This window comes from Microbacterium sp. K24, from assembly GCF_004794465.1.
In the GTDB taxonomy this organism is placed as follows: domain Bacteria; phylum Actinomycetota; class Actinomycetes; order Actinomycetales; family Microbacteriaceae; genus Microbacterium.
Map to the genome: position 1 here is coordinate 1 of NZ_SSDJ01000058.1, position 18,545 is coordinate 18,545.

16 protein-coding genes are annotated in these 18,545 nt (G+C 69.5%); 9 read left to right on the forward strand and 7 right to left on the reverse strand.

The window, feature by feature from the left end; genetic code table 11:
• Positions 1-125: 125 nt before the first annotated feature.
• Entirely contained in the window at positions 126-878 is a 753-nt protein-coding gene (locus DW306_RS03795; RefSeq protein ID WP_168429221.1) for a gamma-glutamyl-gamma-aminobutyrate hydrolase family protein, read from the reverse strand.
• Positions 859-2,214, reverse strand: coding sequence for a glutamine synthetase family protein (locus tag DW306_RS03800; RefSeq protein ID WP_136054319.1), 1,356 nt, complete (start codon positions 2,212-2,214; stop codon positions 859-861). Before DW306_RS03800 ends, DW306_RS03795 begins: the two co-directional genes overlap by 20 nt.
• Before the next feature lie 111 nt (positions 2,215-2,325).
• Here DW306_RS03800 and DW306_RS03805 point away from each other — a divergent pair, with 111 nt between their 5' ends.
• The gene (locus tag DW306_RS03805; RefSeq protein ID WP_136054320.1) at positions 2,326-3,873 is read left to right on the forward strand and encodes an amino acid permease; all 1,548 of its coding nucleotides are present in this window, start codon (positions 2,326-2,328) and stop codon (positions 3,871-3,873) included.
• Between the two features lie 47 nt (positions 3,874-3,920).
• Here the strand turns inward: DW306_RS03805 and DW306_RS03810 are convergent, their stop codons facing one another.
• On the reverse strand, positions 3,921-4,193 hold the full coding sequence (locus DW306_RS03810; protein ID WP_136054321.1) for a metal-sensitive transcriptional regulator: 273 nt from the start codon (positions 4,191-4,193) through the stop codon (positions 3,921-3,923).
• A gap of 36 nt (positions 4,194-4,229) precedes the next feature.
• On the opposite strand from DW306_RS03810, the gene DW306_RS03815 reads away from it, so the two are divergent.
• From DW306_RS03815 to DW306_RS03825, 3 genes are read left to right on the forward strand one after another with little or no spacing between them, the layout of a single operon-like run.
• Positions 4,230-5,507 carry a DUF445 domain-containing protein gene (locus DW306_RS03815; RefSeq protein WP_136054322.1) on the forward strand — a complete coding sequence of 426 codons (1,278 nt, stop codon included), beginning with the start codon at positions 4,230-4,232 and terminating at the stop codon, positions 5,505-5,507.
• Between the two features lies 1 nt (position 5,508).
• The gene (locus DW306_RS03820) at positions 5,509-6,426 is read left to right on the forward strand and encodes an arginase family protein (RefSeq protein WP_136054323.1); all 918 of its coding nucleotides are present in this window, start codon (positions 5,509-5,511) and stop codon (positions 6,424-6,426) included.
• Positions 6,423-6,953: an AAA family ATPase gene (locus DW306_RS03825; protein ID WP_136054324.1), complete on the forward strand. Its 531-nt coding sequence runs from the start codon at positions 6,423-6,425 to the stop codon at positions 6,951-6,953. The genes DW306_RS03820 and DW306_RS03825 overlap by 4 nt, the downstream gene beginning before the upstream one ends.
• Positions 6,954-7,000: 47 nt before the next feature.
• Here the strand turns inward: DW306_RS03825 and DW306_RS03830 are convergent, their stop codons facing one another.
• A complete protein-coding gene (locus tag DW306_RS03830; RefSeq protein WP_136054325.1) occupies positions 7,001-8,005 on the reverse strand; it encodes a LacI family DNA-binding transcriptional regulator in 1,005 nt (334 codons plus the stop codon).
• A 127-nt stretch (positions 8,006-8,132) separates the two neighbouring features.
• Between DW306_RS03830 and DW306_RS03835 the strand changes: the two genes are divergently transcribed.
• Genes DW306_RS03835 through DW306_RS03850 form a run of 4 tightly spaced genes read left to right on the forward strand, consistent with a single transcriptional unit; the run spans position 8,133 to position 13,184 of the window.
• A complete protein-coding gene (locus DW306_RS03835; RefSeq protein WP_136054326.1) occupies positions 8,133-9,386 on the forward strand; it encodes an extracellular solute-binding protein in 1,254 nt (417 codons plus the stop codon).
• 2 nt (positions 9,387-9,388) lie between these two features.
• The gene (locus tag DW306_RS03840) at positions 9,389-10,486 is read left to right on the forward strand and encodes a sugar ABC transporter permease (RefSeq protein WP_136054327.1); all 1,098 of its coding nucleotides are present in this window, start codon (positions 9,389-9,391) and stop codon (positions 10,484-10,486) included.
• The gene (locus DW306_RS03845; RefSeq protein ID WP_240747045.1) at positions 10,483-11,322 is read left to right on the forward strand and encodes a carbohydrate ABC transporter permease; all 840 of its coding nucleotides are present in this window, start codon (positions 10,483-10,485) and stop codon (positions 11,320-11,322) included. Before DW306_RS03840 ends, DW306_RS03845 begins: the two co-directional genes overlap by 4 nt.
• Positions 11,319-13,184 (forward strand): glycogen debranching N-terminal domain-containing protein, encoded by a 1,866-nt coding sequence (locus tag DW306_RS03850; RefSeq protein WP_136054328.1) that lies wholly within the window; start codon positions 11,319-11,321, stop codon positions 13,182-13,184. Before DW306_RS03845 ends, DW306_RS03850 begins: the two co-directional genes overlap by 4 nt.
• Positions 13,185-13,197: 13 nt before the next feature.
• Here the strand turns inward: DW306_RS03850 and hutI are convergent, their stop codons facing one another.
• From hutI to hutH, 3 genes are read right to left on the reverse strand one after another with little or no spacing between them, the layout of a single operon-like run.
• Entirely contained in the window at positions 13,198-14,364 is a 1,167-nt protein-coding gene (gene hutI, locus DW306_RS03855; RefSeq protein ID WP_136054329.1) for an imidazolonepropionase, read from the reverse strand.
• Between the two features lie 12 nt (positions 14,365-14,376).
• Positions 14,377-16,041, reverse strand: a complete 1,665-nt coding sequence (gene hutU, locus DW306_RS03860; protein WP_136054330.1) for a urocanate hydratase — start codon at positions 16,039-16,041, stop codon at positions 14,377-14,379.
• Positions 16,034-17,575, reverse strand: coding sequence for a histidine ammonia-lyase (hutH, locus tag DW306_RS03865; RefSeq protein WP_136054331.1), 1,542 nt, complete (start codon positions 17,573-17,575; stop codon positions 16,034-16,036). The genes hutU and hutH overlap by 8 nt, the downstream gene beginning before the upstream one ends.
• 52 nt (positions 17,576-17,627) lie before the next feature.
• Between hutH and DW306_RS03870 the strand changes: the two genes are divergently transcribed.
• Entirely contained in the window at positions 17,628-18,416 is a 789-nt protein-coding gene (locus tag DW306_RS03870; protein ID WP_240747047.1) for an IclR family transcriptional regulator, read from the forward strand.
• The last annotated feature ends 129 nt before the right edge of the window (positions 18,417-18,545 follow it).

The following is an 18,545-nucleotide window of genomic DNA, read 5'->3' on the forward strand; positions in this document are numbered from 1 at the left end:
GAGTGCCGCCCACCGCCGCTGGGCGGTGACGGCGCGGGCGATCGCGGCATCCGTCTCTCCGACGTCGGCGCGGGCGACGTCGCGGATCGGGGCACCGGTCGACGGGTTGATGACTGTGAACGCGCTCATCGGGCGTCCTCCTTCCGCCGCGCGGCGAACGCACGGGCCTGTGAGACGAGATCGTGGAAGAGGCGCCGGTCGTCGGCGTTCTCCTCCGGATGCCACTGGATGCCGACGACGTGCCCGGCCGAGGTGTCGACGAACGCCTGTACGAGTCCGTCGTCGGAACGCGCGGCCGCGACCAGTCCCTCCCCGAGCCGGTCGATGCCCTGGTGGTGGTAGCTGTGCACCCGCGCACCGCCCGCACCGAGCACGTCGGCGAGCGCGGTGCCGTCCGACACCTCGATCTCGTTCTCGGCGAAGACGCCGCCGCCGAGACGGTAGCGCTCGGTGCCGAGCGACTCGGGCAGGTGCTGCTGCAGGGTGCCGCCGCGCGCCACGTTGACGAGCTGCAGGCCTCGGCAGATCGCGAGCACCGGCATGCGCCGCCGCTCCGCTGCGCGGAACAGCGCGAGCTCCCATGCGTCGCGATCGACGCGGGCAGGATCGGTGAGCGGATGCCGCTCCTCGCCGTAGAGCTCGGGCGCGACATCGGCGCCTCCGGAGAGGATCAGGCCGTCCATGCCGGCGATCGCCGCGTCCGCCGACTCCGGATCCTGCGGCGGCAGCAGCAGCGCGATGCCGCCCGACGCGGTCACCCCGGTCAGGTACTGCTCGGGCAGGAACGCCGCCCGCACATCCCACACCCCCTGCTGCGCCCGCTCCAGGTACGTCGTGACACCGATCAGCGGTGCCGGGTCAGAGCCGCTCGAAACCACGGATGCGCTCCCAGTCGGTGACGGCGGCGTCGTAGGCCTCGAGCTCGATGCGCGCCTGATTCAGGTAGTGGTCGACGACATCGTCGCCGAACGCGGATCTGGCGATCGTCGACTCGCTGAACAGCTGCGCGGCCTCGCGGAGCGTGGTCGGGAGGTGATCGACGCCCGCCTCGTAGGCATTGCCTTCGAACCTCTCCGGCAGCGGCAGCTCGTTCTCGATGCCGTAGAGGCCGCCGGCGATGATCGCGGAGATGCCGAGGTACGGGTTCACGTCACCGCCGGGCACCCGGTTCTCGACGCGCAGCCCCGATCCGCTGCCGATCACGCGCAGCGCGCACGTGCGGTTGTCGATGCCCCAGGCGACGCCGGTCGGTGCGAAGCTGCCCTTCGCGAAGCGCTTGTAGGAATTGATGTTGGGCGCGTAGAGCAGCGTGAACTCGCGGAGTGTGGCGAGGATGCCGGCGATCCAGTGCTCCATGACCGGGCTGAATCCGTGCTCGCCATCGCCGGCCATCACGGGCGTGCCGTCGTCCGCACGCAGGGAGAGGTGGATGTGGCAGCTGTTGCCCTCGCGCTCGTTGAACTTCGCCATGAAGGTGAGCGCCTGCCCGTGCTGGGCGGCGATCTCCTTCGCGCCGTTCTTGTAGATCGCGTGCTGGTCGGCGGTCTCGCGCACCTCGGCGTAGCGGAACGCGATCTCCTGCTGGCCGAGATTGCACTCGCCCTTCACGCCCTCGCAGTACATGCCGGCGCCGTCCATCCCGTTGCGGATGTCGCGCAGCAGCGGCTCCATGCGGGTCGAGGCCTGCAGGTTGTAGTCGACGTTGTAGTCGGTCGCCGGCGTGAGTCCCTCGTACTTGCGGGCCCAGGCGTCGCGGTACGTGTTCTCGAAGACGATGAACTCGAGCTCCGTTCCCGAGAACGCGGTCCATCCCCGCTCGGCGAGGCGATCACGCTGCCGGTCCAGGATCGCGCGGGGCGAGGGCCCGACGGGCTCGCCGTTCTGCCACACCAGATCGGCCATGATGAGGGCCGTGCCCTCGAGCCACGGCATCCGGCGGAGCGTGACGACATCGGGGCGCAGCACCATGTCGCCGTAGCCGCGGTTCCAGCCCGACATGGCGTAGCCGTCGACCGTGTTCATGTCCACATCGACCGACAGCAGGTAGTCGCAGGCCTCGGCGCCGTGATGCAGGATGTCCTCCTGGAACAGCCGCGCGGAGACCCGCTTGCCGACAAGTCGTCCTTGCGCGTCGGCGAAGGCGACGATCACCGTGTCGATCTCGCCGGCGGCGATGCCGGCATCCAGCTGCTCGATGCTCAGGTTTCCCGACATCTTCTCGCTCCCGTCGTTGTGGTACGTCTAAAGGTAGACGAAACCACCATTGACTGCCACAATCGTCCGCAAGGTGCACCCGGCGCCGATATGCATGCGAACGGAGAGCGGATGTCTGAGCAGAGCAGTGGGTCCCGCAAGGTCGCTGGGGCGACCTATACACGTGCCGGGAACGAGTACTTCGAGAAACGCACCCTGAAGAGATCGGCCGGCGTCTGGGGCCTGTGGGGCCTCGCGGTGGCCGCCGTGATCTCCGGCGACTTCTCGGGCTGGAACTTCGGCATCGACTTCGCCGGCTTCGGCGGAATGCTGATCGCCTTCGTGATCCTCGTGCTCATGTACTACGGCATGATCTTCGCGATCGGCGAGATGGCCGCGATGATGCCGCACACGGGTGGCGCCTACTCGTTCGCCCGATCGGCGATGGGCCCGTGGGGCGGCCTGGTCACCGGCGCGGCGGAGACGATCGAATATGTCGCGACGACGGCGGTGATCGTCTACTTCTCGGCGTCCTATGCGAACGGCATCACGAGCGAGCTGCTGGGACTCGAGCTCCCGGGATGGCTCTGGTACCTGATCCTCTACGTCGTGTTCATCGCCCTGAACTCCGCGGGAGCGGCGATCTCCTTCCGCTTCGCCATCGTCGTCTCGATCATCTCGATCGGCATCATCCTGGTGTTCTCGGTGATGGCGCTCTTCTCCGGCGCCTTCAGCTGGGACGCCCTGTGGGACATCGTCCCCGACGAGGGTCAGACGACGTTCCTGCCGCACGGCGTGCTGCCGATCCTGTTCGCCCTCCCGTTCGCGATGTGGTTCTTCCTCGGCATCGAGGAGCTGCCGCTCGCCGCCGAGGAGTCGCACAACCCGACCCGCGACATCCCGAAGGCCGGATTCTGGGCCCGCGGCACGCTCATCGTGACCGGGCTCCTGGTGCTCTTCCTGAACACCGGAGTGATCGGCGCCGAGGCCACGGGCACCGCCGGCGAGCCGCTGCTCGACGGCTTCCGCGCGATCGTCGGCGACCAGCTCGCCGCGGTGCTCGCCCTGTTCGCCCTGATCGGTCTGCTCGCCTCGCTGCAGGGCATCATGTTCGCGTACGGCCGCAACATGTACTCGCTCTCCCGCGCCGGCTACTACCCGCGGTTCCTGTCCCTCACCGGCAAGCGGCAGACGCCCTGGGTGGCGCTGGTCGTCGGCGCAGCCGTCGGCTTCGTCGCCCTCATCGTCCTCGACGTGCTCGCCGCCGTCGACGCCGAAGGCGCCGGCTCCGTGGCCGGTGCGATCGTGCTCAACATCGCGGTCTGGGGCGCGGTTCTCGCCTACGGACTCCAGCTCGTCTCGTTCATGATCCTGCGCAAGAAGTACCCGGACGTCGCGCGCCCGTACCGCAGCCCGTGGGGCATCCCCGGCGCCGCGGTCGCGCTCGTCATCGCGGCACTCATCTTCGTCGGCTTCCTGCTCAACCCGACCTTCGGCCCGGCGATCATCGCGATCGCGATCGTGTACGTCGTGATCCTGCTCGGTTTCGGTCTGTTCTTCCGTCACCGCCTTGTGCTCTCCCCGGAGGAGGAGTACGCGCTGTCCGGCGGATCGCACGGCGACCCGCAGTCCGAGGGATACGACGCCATGGAAGGCGAGGTCTTCGACGGCAACCGGTGAGTCGCAGCGAAGCGCCCCGACGGCTTCGTTGGGGCGCTTCGTCGTCTCTACTTGCGGTCGAAGTCGAAGGCCTTCAGCAGTTCGACCACAGCCTTGTCGCGCTCGTCGCCACCCGCCTCGAACATGTCGGTCACGTGGGTGCGCAGATGATTCTCGAGCAGCAGCCGGTTCAGGGACTCCAGGGAGCGCTGGATCGCGCGGGACTGCGTGATGATGTCCATGCAGTACTCCTCGTTCTCGATCATCCGCGCGACACCGCGCATCTGCCCCTCGAGGATGCTGGTGCGGTGCAGAGCACGCTTCTTGATGTCTTCGATCACGTCTCGAGGGTACTCTCCGCGTGAAAGGATGACCTCATGCCGCGAACACCGATGGCGCAGCTCTCGCCCGCCGACCAGGAGCGTCTGCGCGCCCTCCGCCGCATGAAGGCCGTGGCCCTCGGGGCTCTGGTGTTCATGGCTGTCGCCTTCGTCTTCGCGTTCGCCTTCCAGGAGCGACTGCCCTGGCTCTCCTACGTCCGCGCCGCAGCCGAGGGCGGGATGGTCGGCGCGTTGGCGGACTGGTTCGCCGTCACCGCGCTGTTCCGACGTCCGCTGGGGCTGCCGATCCCGCACACCGCGATCATCCCGAGCCGCAAGGACGAGATCGGCCGCACGCTCGGAGAATTCGTCGAGACCAACTTCCTCGCGGCCGACGTCGTGCGCACCAAGCTCTCGAGCACCGCGATCGCGCTGCGCGCGGGCGAATGGCTGCGCGAGAAGGGGCACGCCGAACGCGTCGGCGCCGAGGGGGCCACGATCGCGACGGCCGTGCTCAACGCGCTCAGCGACGACGACGTCCGCGATCTCCTCACCGACCTCGCCCGCGAGCACCTCGTCGAACCGGAGTGGGGTCCGCCGGCGGGCATCTGGCTGGAGAAGATCGTCGCCGCCGACGCGCATCACGGCGCGGTCGACCTCGCGGTGGAGAACATCGGTCGGTGGCTCGAAGCCAACGCGGAGTCGTTCTCCGGGCTCGTCTCGCGCCGCCTGCCCGGCTGGGTACCCAAGCTCGCCCACCGTTTCGTCGACGACACGGTCTACAACGAGGCCATCAAATTCGTGCACGCCGTGCAGGCCGATCCGCAGCATCCGGCCCGGATCGCGATCGACGGCTACCTCTCGCGGCTGGCCGACAACCTGCAGAACGATCCCGACACCCGCGCGAAGCTCGAGAACGCCAAGGCGTCGCTGTTCGACAGCCCGCGGGTCGGTGCTCTCGCCGCCGAAGCCTGGAATACGGCGAAGAACGGACTGCTCACCTCTCTGGCCGATCCCGAGAGCGGGCTGCGTCGTCGCGCCGTTCAGGCTCTCCAAGAGGTCGGCGAGCGCCTCACGACGGATGCCGCGCTGCAGCACCGCGTCGACACCTGGATCTCGGACGCCGCGGTCTTCCTCGTCGACCGCTACCGTCACGACATCGCCTCGATCATCACCGACACGGTCGAGCGCTGGGACCCGGCCGAGACCACCGAGAAGATCGAGCTCATGGTCGGCCGCGACCTGCAGTACATCCGCCTGAACGGCACCTTCGTCGGAGCCCTCGCGGGCCTCGCGATCTTCACCATCGCCCACGCCCTGATCCCCGGAGTCTGACATGACCCTGTCGCACGACCCTCTCTGGCCGCGCGCCGGCGCCTGGCCGACCTTCGACGGCTCGGCCGATGCCGTGCTCCTCGGTGTGCCGACCTGGCGTACCTCGCTGTCGCCGACCGGAGCACATGCGACGCCGGCGGCGATCCGTGATGCCCTCCCCCGCTACGGGACGACGCTGATGGGCCCGCCGATCCGCGACCTGAACGACCTGCTGCAGATCGCGGATGCCGGGGATATCGAGGAACCCGACGGCGACGCCGGAGAGGCGGAGGTGATCGCGCGCGTGCGCGAACTGGCGGGTGCGGCGGACCTCGTGGTCGCCCTCGGCGGAGACAACTCCCTCACCTACCCGGTGGCGCTCGGCGCCGAGGCATCCGGACTCATCACGTTCGACGCGCACTTCGACCTGCGCGACGGCGTCTCCAACGGCACGCCGGTGCGCCGACTCGTCGAAGACGCACCCGCGGCCTCGACGCTCGAGACGGCGCGGGTCGACCCCGCCCGCATCGTGCAGATCGGCATCGCCGACTTCGCGAACTCGGCGGCCTACGCGCAGCGGGCGGCGGACTGGGGCATCCGGGTGATCACCCTCGATGAGCTCCGCCACCGCGGTGTCGACGACGTGGTGGCCGAGGCCCTCGAGATCGCCGGCGCCGGCGAGGGGTCGCGCGTGCATCTCGACATCGATGTCGACGTCTGCGACCGATCCGTGGCGCCGGGGTGCCCGGCGAGCGTGCCCGGCGGACTCCAGGCCTGGGAGCTGCGTGCCCTGACGCGCGCCGTCGCCTCGGACGGCCGCGTCGTGAGCGCGGATCTCGCCGAAGTCGACGCGACGGCCGACACGGACGATGCCCGCACGATCCGGCTCGCGGCGCTGTGCGTGCTCGAGCTGCTGACGGGTCTCGCCGCGCGGCCATGAGGATCGTCGTCTCCGGCACGCACGGAAGCGGCAAGAGCACCCTCATCGCGGACTTCGTCGCGCAGAGGCCGGAGTACCTCGCCCTCGGCGACCCGTTCGAGGATCTCGACCTCGACGATCCAGCGAGTGCCGCGAGCTTCGCGGCGCAGTTGCGCCTGACCGCGTCACGCCTGCGCGAGACGGCAGGGGAATCCTCCGTCATCTCCGAACGCGGACCCCTCGACTTCCTCGCCTACCTGACGGCCCTGGAGCAGTGGGGACGCAGCGACAGCGAGCTCGTCGCTCGCGCGACAGCCATCGCCGACGCCTCCCTGACCGACGTCGACCTGGTCGTGCTCCTGCCCTTGGACGAACGGCATCCGATCCGGGTCCCCGTCGAAGAGGACCGGGTCTTGCGCGAGGCGATGGATGCGGCACTGCTCGACCTCGCCGATGAGCGCGAGGTCGCCGGAGGCACCCGCTTCCTGACTCTGGGCGGCGATCCGGCGTCGCGACTGCGCGACCTGCTCGCCGCGACGAACGAGTGAGCCGGCGGACAGCAGGGTGAACGCGGCAGCGAGGACCGCGCGCACCGTCAGCGGACGACCAGCTCCGGAGTGATCAGGGCGTGCGCCGTGCCGGCCTCCAGGCGGCGCGGCGCGACGATCTCCCCCGTCGGCCCCATGAGGAGTTCGAGGATCGCCGTCGCGACGTCTTCCGGGCGCTGCTCGACGCTGGAGAATCCGAGGGCCTCCGCGGTCGGGGTGTTGTCGAACCCGATCACCGGCAGCCGCCGACCCGCGGCATTGACGGCGAGCAGTGCGCCGACGGCGAGGGAGTCGCTGGCGCAGACGACGGCATCCGGCGGCGTCGCACTCGCCAGCGCCGAAGCGACGGCCGCTTGCGCGAGCGGCACATCATCCTCGGCCGTGAGCCGCGGTCCGAGCGCGCCGGCCGCGTCCATCGCCTCACGCCAGCCGCGTTCGCGGTCGTCACCGGTTCCCGAGCCGGCCGGCCAGCCGAGGAAGGCGACGTTCCGCCCGTAGGTCAGCGCATGCGCGGTCGCGGCGCTCGTGCCGGCCGCTCCATCCACATCGACCCAGAGGTGGCGGGGGTCGGCGATGTCGTCCTCGCCCCACGGTCGGCCGAAGGAGATGAACGGCACGCCGGCGTCGTCGAGGCTGCGCACGCGCGGGTCGTCCCGGCTGGTGCTGGTGAGGATGGCCGCGTCGATCTCCGATCCCTCCCAGAGCTCCGAGAGCCGAGCGATCTCCTCTTCGGGTGTGCGGGCCGCGTAGACGAGCATCCGCATCCCGCGTTCGCTCGCGCGTTCCGTGATCGCGTGCACGAACCGGTCGAGCACGACGCCGGAGATTCCCCCGAGATAGGGATCCAGACGGATGCCGATCGTCGAACTGCGACGCAGGCGCAGCTGGCGCGCCGCGGCGTGACGGCGATATCCCAGTTCGCGGATCGCGGTGAGCACGCGCTCCCTGGTCGCTGGTCGCACGATGTCGGGTGTGTTGAGCACGTTCGAGACGGTCTGCCGCGAGACGCCCGCGCGCTCGGCGACGTCCTCGACGGTGGGAGCCTTCGCCACGGCACCTCCTCGCACCCGTTCGTCTGTCGCGGGCTTGACACTCCCGCACCTCCCGCTTAGCCTATTCCACGCAGAGTTTGATCGTTCAAATTTGCACAGCACCCAGGCTCATCAAGGGAGAGAGACCATGACACGGCACACCACTCGGGCAGTCCTCGGCACAGGCGCCGTACTGCTGGCCAGCACGCTCGTCCTCGCCGGCTGCGGCTCCGGCTTCGCCGGCGACGACGCCGCCTCGACCGATTCCGAAGGCCTCACCTCGTCCGACGACGCGCTCACCGTGCTCATCGGCTCGTCCGGTGACGCCGAGACCGAGGCCGTGCAGGCCGCTCTGGACGCGTGGTCCGAGGAATCCGGTACCGAGGTCTCGCTCCAGGTCGCGAGCGACCTCGGGCAGGAGCTCTCGCAGGGCTTCGCGGCCGGCGAGCCCGCCGACCTGTTCTACCTCTCCACCGACCAGATCGCCGGATTCGCCTCCAACGGCTCCCTGCAGGCGTACGGCGACCAGCTGTCGAACAAGGACGACTTCTACCCGTCGCTCGTCGAGAACTTCACGATCGACGACACGTTCTACTGCGCCCCGAAGGACTTCTCCACGCTCGCCCTGGTGATCAACACGCAGATGTGGACGGATGCCGGTCTGACCGACGCGGACCTGCCGAAGACCTGGGACGACCTCGCCGCCGTCGCCAAGACGCTCACGACCGCGGACCACGTCGGCCTCGCCTTCGGCGCGGAGTATCAGCGCATCGGCACGTTCATGGCGCAGGCCGGTGGAGGCCTGGTCTCCGACGGCACCGCCATCGCGGACGACGACGCGAACGTGGAAGCACTCGCCTATGTGAAGTCCCACCTCGAGGACGGCACCTTCGCCTTCGCGAAGGACGTCGGCGCCGGCTGGGGCGGCGAAGCCTTCGGCAAGGGCTCCGCCGCCATGGTGATCGAGGGCAACTGGATCACCGGTGCGATGTCGAACGACTACAGCTCGGTCGGATACACGGTCGCGGAGCTTCCCGAAGGCCCCGGCGGCAAGGGCACCCTGCAGTTCACCAACTGCTGGGGCATGGCCGCTGACAGCCCCAACCAGCAGGCAGCACTCGAGCTCGTCGAGTACCTGACCAGCGCCGACAGCCAGCTCGCCTTCTCGACGGCCTTCGGACCGATGCCGTCGATCCAGTCGGCCGCCGACGCGTGGACGACCGACAACCCGGACCTCGCTCCCTTCCTCGCGGGCGCCGAGTACGCCCAGTTCCCGCCGAACCAGGACGGTGCGACCGACGTGATCGCCGACTTCAACGCTCAGATCGAGACGCTGAAGAGCGGCGACCCTGCCGCCATCCTCGGCTCGGTGCAGACCAACCTCGAAGCGATCGTCGAGTAGTCATGGCCCAGCGGTCGAAGCCTCGTCGCGGAGGCGCCTCCGGGCTGCGCCGCGGCGAGGCCGCCGCCGGGTGGCTGTTCACCGCCCCGGTGATCGCCATCCTCGGCGTCTTCCTCCTGGTCCCGGTGCTCATGGCGCTGTGGGTCAGCATGTCGGACTGGGCCGGTCGAGGCAGCCCGCTGTCCGGGTCGGTGTCGTTCGTCGGCGGCGACAACTACTCGGCCGTGCTCGCCGACGGTGGTCTCGCCACCAAGGACTTCGGCACCGCACTGCGCAACAACGCCTGGTACGTGCTGCTCGTCGTGCCCTTGCAGACGGCACTGGCCCTGTTCCTGGCGGTGCTGGTCAATCGGGCGATGCTGCGAGGTCGCGGCTTCTTCCGCACGGCGTACTACTTCCCCTCGGTCACCAGCTCCGTCGCGATCACCGTGCTGTGGCTGTTCCTCTTCTCCGCGAGCGGGGCCGTCAACGACGTGCTCTCCTGGTTCGGGATCAACGGTCCGAACTGGTTCAACGACCCGCGCGGGATCCTGCAGCTGCTCCTCGGCGTGTTCGGCGTCGACGGCGGTCCCGCCGCTCTCAAGCAATCGGGTGCGCTGGGCATCACCTGGTGGGACTGGATCGCCGGACCGTCGGTCGCGATGACCGCGTTCATCTTCATGGCGGTCTTCACGACCTCGGGCACGTTCATGCTCATCTTCCTCGCGGGTCTGCAGAACCTCGGCGGTGACGTCGACGAGGCGGCGATGATGGACGGCGCGAACGGATGGCAGCGGTTCTGGCGCATCACCCTTCCGCAGTTGCGGCCGACCCTGTTCACCGTGCTCACGCTCGGACTGATCGGGTGCTGGCAGGTCTTCGATCAGATCTACACCGGCACGCAGGGAGCGCCGAGCAAGACGACCCTGACGCCGGCCTTCCTGTCGTACCAGACCGCCTTCCGGAACCAGGAGTGGGGTCAGGGTGCGGCGATCGCCTTCATCCTGTTCGTCATCATCGTCGTCTTCACGCTCCTGCAGCGGTGGGTGCTGCGCGACAGGCCCGTCTCGCGTCGCCGCATCCGCGCCTACGAGATCGTCGGGGAGGGGAAGGCATCATGAGGCTCTCCCCCAAGCAGCTCACGTGGCAGATCGTGCTCTACGCGGTGCTGATCGCCCTCGCCGTGATCTACATCTATCCCTTCCTCGTGCAGGTGGCCACGAGCTTCAAGACCGATGAGGAGGCGGCAAGCTCGGGGATCTCCCTGATCCCCGAGGTGTGGAGCTTCGCGGCCTACGAACGGCTCTTCGCCCGCTCGGACTTCCCCTCGTGGTTCGTCAACAGCGCGATCGTGACCGTGTTCGTCACGATCGGTCGGGTGTTCTTCAACTCGCTCGCCGGGTACGCCCTCGCCCGGCTCCGCTTCCGCGGCCGCGGCGTGGTGTTCGCGGCGCTCGTCGCGGTCATGTCGGTGCCGACGGTGGTGCTGCTGATCCCGAAGTTCCTCGTGATCAACCAGCTCGGCATGTTCAACTCCTACGCGGGGATGATCCTCCCCCTGCTCGTCGACGCCGCCGGAGTCTTCATCATGAAGAACTTCTTTGAGTCGATCCCGGAATCGGTCGAGGAGCAGGCGCGGATCGATGGAGCCGGGACGTTCCGCATCTTCTGGTCGGTGGTCCTGCCGATGGCCACGCCCGCACTGGTGACGATCGTCATCCTGTCCTTCCAGGGCTCGTGGAACGAGCTGAGCCACTTCATCGTGTCGACGAACGACCCGGCACTGACGACGCTCACCAAGGGCGTCGCGTCTCTGGCGAGCGGACAGCTGAGCCAGGGCACGCAGTACCCGCTCAAGCTGGCCGCCGCACTCATCATGACCATCCCCGTCGCGGTGATGTTCTTCATCTTCCAGCGCCGCATCATGAATTCCACCGAAGGAGCCGTCAAGGAATGACCCCCACCGCACCCCTCCAGCCGCTGTTGGATGCTGCCGTGATCGTGCTCGAAGCACCGACCCAGGTGTGGTCGGACGACGCCGGGTCGATGGGATCCGCACCCATCCACGGCATCTACCACGGCGACGTCCGTCAGGTCAGGGCGCTGGAGACGACCGTCGACGCGACGACGCTCGAATCCATCGGCTGGTCGTCGCCGACTCCGCAGCGAGTTCTCTTCACGGACGTGCTGCGGGGTCTCGACGACGAGTCGGCTGATCCGAAAGTGCGTCTGGATCGCGACCGCGAGGTGACGGCCGGCTCGTTCACGGAGCGGATCCGGATCTCCAGCCACCTTCACGCGACGACCGCCGTCGGGATCACGGTACAGCTGACGCCGGACTTCGCCCCGATGCAGCTCGTGAAGGCCGGAATGGGCACGGATGCGGTATGGACATGGGACGGACGAACCTGCCGGTCCGGCGACGCCTCTTTCACCCTGGCCGCCCCCGGAGCCGTCGTCGCCTCGGACGGCGAGCGGCTGACGTTGCGGTGGGACCTCGGTCTCTCGCCGCGAGGGACGGAGACGGTCGAGTGGTCGCTCGACCTCGCCGACACGACGCTCGTCGTCACCGCCCCCGCGCAGCCTGCAGCCGCGCAGCTCCCCGAGACCGCCGACCCGCGGGCCGCGCGGTGGCTCGAACAGGCATCGGCTGACCTCGCCGCGCTGCGCCTGGCGACGCCGGAGCATCCGGATGACGCGTTCTATGCCGCGGGTGCGCCCTGGTTCTTCACCCTGTTCGGCCGGGACTCGATCTGGGCGGCCCGGCTCGGCCTCGCAGCCGACCCTTCCATCGCCGCGTCGACTCTTCGGGTGCTCGGGCGCATGCAGGGCACGGCGCATGACGCATCGACGGCCGAGGCCCCGGGCAAGATCCCCCACGAGCTCCGCAGCGGCGCGCTGATCCTTCCGGGCGAGGGCGTGCATCTCCCGCCGCTCTACTACGGCACGGTCGATGCGACGCCGCTGTGGGTCTGCCTGCTCGCCGACGCGCATGACGCCGGGATGCCCGACGACGAGCTGCGCGGTTTCCTCCCCACCCTGCGCGGAGCCCTCGACTGGATGATCGAACACGGCGACGCATCCGGAAGCGGCTTCATCGACTACGCCGACGAATCGGGGCATGGCCTCGCGAATCAGGGTTGGAAGGACTCCGGCGACTCGATCCAGTGGCGCGACGGGCGGTTGGCCGAAGGGCCCATCGCCCTGAGCGAGGTGCAGGCATACGCCTACGAGGCCGCCGTGCGCGGGGCTGTGCTGCTCGAGAAGCTCGGCGAACCCGGGGCCGACGAGCTGCACGCCTGGGCGGCTGAGCTGCGCACGCGCTTCCGGGACGCCTTCTGGGTGACGACCGAGGAGGGCCGCTACCCCGCGATCGCTCTCGATGCGCACGGCGGCGCGGTCGACACCCTCACCAGCAACATCGGCCATCTCTTCGGCACCGGCATCCTCGATCCCGACGAGGAGCGCGTGTGCGCCGACCTGCTCGCCGGCGACAGCATGTCGAGCGGCTATGGCATCCGCACGATGTCGACGGGCGCCGCCGGCTACTGGCCGCTCAGCTACCACGGCGGCAGCGTCTGGACGCACGACAGCGCGATCGCCGTGCATGGGATGCTCCGCTCGGGGCTCGACGACGACGCCAGGGCGATCGCACGACAGCTGCTCGACGTCGCGGAGGGCTTCGACTACCGAGTGCCCGAGCTCCACTCCGGTGACGCGCGCGTTCCCGGCGGTCGGCCGGTTCCCTACCCCGCCGCGTGCCGTCCGCAGGCGTGGTCGGCAGCCGCCGCCGTCGTCTGCGCGCAGGCCCTGGCATGACGCGCCGCGGCAGTCAGGCGACGGGCACGCCGTCCTTCCAGACGCGGCGGACGAGCGGGACCCCCGGGCGGTAGGCGAGGTGGATGCGGGTGGGCGCATCCAGCAGCACGAGGTCGGCGCGTGCGCCCGGCGCGATGATGCCGACATCGTCGCGTCGGAGCGCACCGGCACCGCCTGCCGTCGCCGCCCAGACGGCCTCGGCCGGTGTCATCCCCATGTCGCGTACGGCGATCGCGATGCAGAACGGCATCGACGAGGTGAAGCTCGATCCCGGGTTCGTGTCACAGGCGAGAGCGACCGTCACGCCGGCGTCGATCAGCCGGCGGGCGTCCGGGTAGGGCTGCCGGGTCGAGAACTCGACGCCGGGCAGCAGCGTGAGCACGGTGTCTGATGCCGCGAGCGCGGCGATGTCGTCGTCGGTGAGGTAGGTGCCGTGGTCGACGGAGGCCGCTCCGAGTTCGACCGCCAGGCGCACCCCCTCCCCCGGCCCGAGCTGGCTCGCGTGCACGCGCGGTGCGAGACCTCGGGCGATGCCGGCCTCGAGCACCCGGCGTGACTGCGGCACCGTGAAGGCACCGGTCTCGCAGAACACGTCGATCCACTTCGCGTGCGGAGCGCAGGCGTCGAGCATGGGGCCGACCACGAGATCGACATAGTCGTCGGCGCGGTCGGCGTACTCGGCCGGAACGACATGTGCACCGAGGAACGTCACCTCGGGGGTCACCTCGGCGGCCAGGCGCACGAGGCGCTCCTCGTCGGCGACACTCAGTCCATAGCCGCTCTTGATCTCGACGGTCGTCGTGCCCTGCGCGAGCATCTCCCCGAGGAATCCACGCAACCGCACGCGCAGCGCGTCGTCGCTCGCAGCACGGGTGGCGGCGACGGTAGAGCGGATGCCGCCCGCGGCATACTTCTGGCCGGCCATGCGCGCCTCGAACTCCTCGGCACGATCGCCGCCGAACACGAGGTGGCTGTGGCTGTCGACGAAGCCCGGGATCACCGCGCGTCGCCCCGCGTCGACCACCTCTTCGGCGTCAGGAGCGTCGCCCACCGCGCCGACCCACGCGACGCGCCCGCCGTCGATCAGCACGGCCGCGTCGTGCAGGGTGCCCGTCGGGTCGGCGGTGCGCGACGGATCGTTGGTCGTCAGTTCGGCGATGTTCGTGAGGAGCGTCGTCATGGCAGCAGTGTCTCAGAGCATCGGGATGTTCAGACCGCGATCGCGGGCCACATCACGCGCGTGCTCGTAGCCGGCATCCACGTGACGCATCACGCCGGTGCCGGGGTCGTTGGTGAGCACCCGCTCCAGCTTCTGCGCCGCGAGCTCGCTGCCGTCGGCGACGGAGACCTGTCCGGCGTGGATGGATCGGCCGATGCCGACGCCCCCGCCGTGGTGCAGCGACACCCAGGAGGCACCGGAGGCGGTGTTCAGCAGCGCGTTGAGCAGCGGCCAGTCCGCGATCGCGTCGGAGCCGTCCTTCATGGCCTCGGTCTCGCGGTACGGCGAAGCGACGGAGCCCGAATCGAGGTGGTCGCGACCGATCACGATCGGGGCGGACAGCTCGCCGGATGCCACCATCTCGTTGAACTTCAAGCCGGCGAGGTGCCGCTCCTTGTAGCCGAGCCAGCAGATGCGCGCGGGCAGCCCCTCGAAGTGCACCTTCTCGGCCGCCTTCTGCAGCCAGCGGTGCAGCGCGGCATCCTCGGGGAACAGTTCGGCGATGGCCCGATCGGTCTTGTAGATGTCCTCGGGGTCGCCGGAGAGCGCCGCCCAGCGGAACGGACCGCGGCCCTCCTCGAACTGCGGGCGGATGTAGGCGGGAACGAAGCCGGGGAACTCGAACGCCCGCTCGAAGCCGCCGAGCTCCGCCTCGCGCCGGATCGAGTTGCCGTAGTCGAAGACGGCGGCACCGGCATCCTGGAAAGCCACCATCGCAGCGACGTGCGCGGCCATGGACGCGCGGGCGCGGCGGGTGAAGTCCTCCGGGTCGCGCTCGGCTGCGGCTTTCCAATCCGCGACGTCCGTGCCGAGCGGGAGGTAGGCCAGCGGATCGTGCGCGCTGGTCTGATCGGTCACGATGTCGATCGGCACTCCGCGGCGCAGCAATTCGGGGAAGACCTCCGCCGCGTTGCCGACCACACCGACCGAGAGCGCCTCGCCGGCATCCTTCGCGGCGACCACGCGTGCGACTGCCGCATCGAGGTCGGTCGTGTACTCGTCGAGGTAGCCGTGGTCCACCCGGCGCGCGAGCCGGGACTCGTCGACGTCGACGATCAGCACGACGCCGTCGTTCATGGTGACGGCGAGCGGCTGCGCGCCGCCCATCCCTCCCGCCCCACCGGTGAGGGTGAGGGTGCCGCGCAGCGAGTCCCGTCCGAGCGAGCGGGCGACGGCGGCGAAGGTCTCGTACGTGCCCTGCAGGATCCCCTGCGTGCCGATGTAGATCCACGACCCGGCGGTCATCTGGCCGTACATGATCAACCCGAGCTCCTCGAGCTTGCGGAACTCCGGCCAGGTCGCCCAGTCCCCGACGAGGTTCGAGTTGGCGATGAGCACCCGCGGCGCCCACTCATGGGTGCGGAACACTCCGACCGGCTTGCCGGACTGCACGAGCAGCGTCTCATCGGGCTCGAGCTCGTCGAGGGTGCGCACGATCGCGTCGTACGCCGCCCAGCTCCGCGCCGCCTTTCCGGTGCCGCCGTAGACGACGAGATCTTCGGGGTGCTCGGCGACCTCGGGATCGAGGTTGTTCATCAGCATCCGCTTGGCCGCTTCTGCGCCCCAGCTCTTCGCGGTGCGCTGGTTGCCGCGCGCGGCGCGGACGACGCGGGGGCCTGATGCGGTGTTCTCAACCATGGGTGTGCTCCTTCGCGATGCGGGCGACGTCGCCCGACTGGACGAGTGCGGTGACGGCTTCCATCTCCGGTGAGAGGAACCGATCCGGTCCGGGACCGGCGGCGACGGTGCGGACGAGGTCGCGCACGGCGCCCGTGGCGGGTCCGGCCTGCAGCGGGGCGCGCAGATCGAGTGCGCGCGCGGCGGTGAGGATCTCGATCGCCAGCACGCGGCCGAGTCCGTCGATCGCACGGCGCAGCTTGCGCGCCGCGGCCCAGCCCATCGAGACGTGATCCTCCTGCATCGCGGACGACGGGATCGAGTCGACGGATGCCGGAACGGCGAGGCGCTTGAGCTCGGAGACGATTCCGGCCGCCGCATATTGCGCGATCATCAGCCCGGAGTCGACGCCGACCTCGTCCGCCAGGAACGGCGGCAGGCCGTGGCTGCGAGCCGGGTCGAGGGCGCGGTCGGTCCGACGCTCGGAGACCGAGGCGACGTCGGCGACCGAGATGGCGAGGAAGTCGAGCACGGCGGCGACCGGCGCTCCGTGGAAGTTGCCATTGGACTCGATGCGTCCGTCGATCATGATCACCGGGTTGTCGATCACGCTGGCGAGCTCCCGTCCGGCGATCATGCCCGCGTGCGCCATGGTGTCCCGTGCGGCGCCGTGCACCTGCGGCGAGCAGCGCAGCGAGTACGCATCCTGCACGCGACCGTCATCCGGCCCCTTGTGGCTGGCGACCATCGGCGAGCCGGACAGGAAGGCGCGAAGGTTCGCGGCGGATTCGCTCTGCCCGGTCTGCGGGCGCAGCGCCATCAGGTCGGCAGCGAATACGGCATCCGTTCCCAGCTGCGACTCGACCGACATGGCCGCGGCGACGTCCGCGGTGAGGAGCAGCGTCTCCAGGTCGTGGAGTGCCAGGACGAGCATCCCGAGCATGCCGTCGGTGCCGTTGATCAGGGCGAGCCCCTCCTTCTCGACGAGCGTGAGAGGCTCGATCCCCGCAGCAGCGAGTGCCACTGCGGCAGGACGAAGAGCGCCCTCGGCGTCGCGGACCTCTCCCTCGCCCATCGCCGCGAGGGCGATGTGCGCAAGCGGCGCGAGGTCGCCGGAGCATCCGAGTGAACCGTACTCGCGCACGACGGGTGTGATGTCGTTGTTGAGCATCGCCATGTAGGTCTCGACGACGATCGGGCGCACACCGGTACGTCCGGATGCCAGGGTCTGCAGGCGCAGGAGCTGGAGACCGCGCGTGACCTCGCGCTCGACCTCGGCGCCCGTGCCGGCGGCGTGCGAGCGGATCAGGCTGGCCTGCAGCTGCAGACGCCGATCGGGAGCGATGAACGTGGTCGCCAGGGCGCCGAAGCCGGTGGACACCCCGTAGTGCGGGTGCGGATCGGCGGCGAGACCGTCGATGACCTGTCGGGTCGCGGCGACGCGGGCGAGCGCTTCCGGCTCGATGACGACCGGAGCACCGTGCCGGGAGACGGCGACGACCGCCTCGGGAGTCAGCGGCGACGCGCCGACGAGAACAGGAGTGAGATCGACCATGTTCTGATTCCACACCCACGGAGTAGCCGCGGACATCGGATCGTGACAGGCTGTGTCTGTGATCCCAGACAAGCACGAGACCGGAGGCCGCGCCGACCCGCAGGTGCCTGCGGCGGAGAACACGCTGCGCATCCTGAGCTACCTCGCCGGGAGACCAGCGCCGGTCGCCGCCTCGGCGATCGCTCGCGAGCTCGAGCTCCCCCGGTCGACGGTCTATCACCTGCTGACGACGCTCTCGGCACACGGGTTCGTGCTCCATCTCCGTGAGGAGCAGCGCTGGGGACTCGGAACCTCCGCCTTCGAACTCGCCGGCGGCTACGCCCGGCAGCAGCCGCTCGCCCGACTCGGACGCCCTCTCGTCGCCGCGCTGTCCGACCGGCTCGGGGAGAGCGCACACCTCGCGGTGATGAGCGGGGGCGATGTGCTGTACATCGTCGAGGAACGCGCGCCGCGGCGACAGGCGCTGATCACCGATGTCGGGGTGCGGCTCCCGGCGCACCTCACGGCGAGCGGACGGGCCATGCTCGCGGCGCTCCCCCGGGAGCAGGTGCGCGCGCTGTATCCCGACGCCTCGGCGTTCCCCGATCGCACGGGGCGCGGGCCGCGCCGCCCGTCCGAACTGCGAGAGCTGCTCCGCGAGGTGCGATCGCGCGGGTATGCCACGGAGGACAGCGAGGTCGCCGACGGGCTCCGATCGGTCGGATCGGTCGTGAAGGACCACGCCGGGTGGCCGATCGCCGCGGTCGCGGTGACCTGGGCGGGTGACGACGTCCAGGAGCGAGAACTCGCGGATGCCGTGATCGACACGGCAGCAGTCCTGGAGTCCCGGTTGAAGCGGTGACCGACCTCGTGAGCTCGCGGTCTCCGCGTTAACGCAAGAAAGCCACCCAACATTGGGTGGCTTTCTTGTCTAAAAGAAGTCCGGCGGTGTCCTACTCTCCCACAGGGTCCCCCCTGCAGTACCATCGGC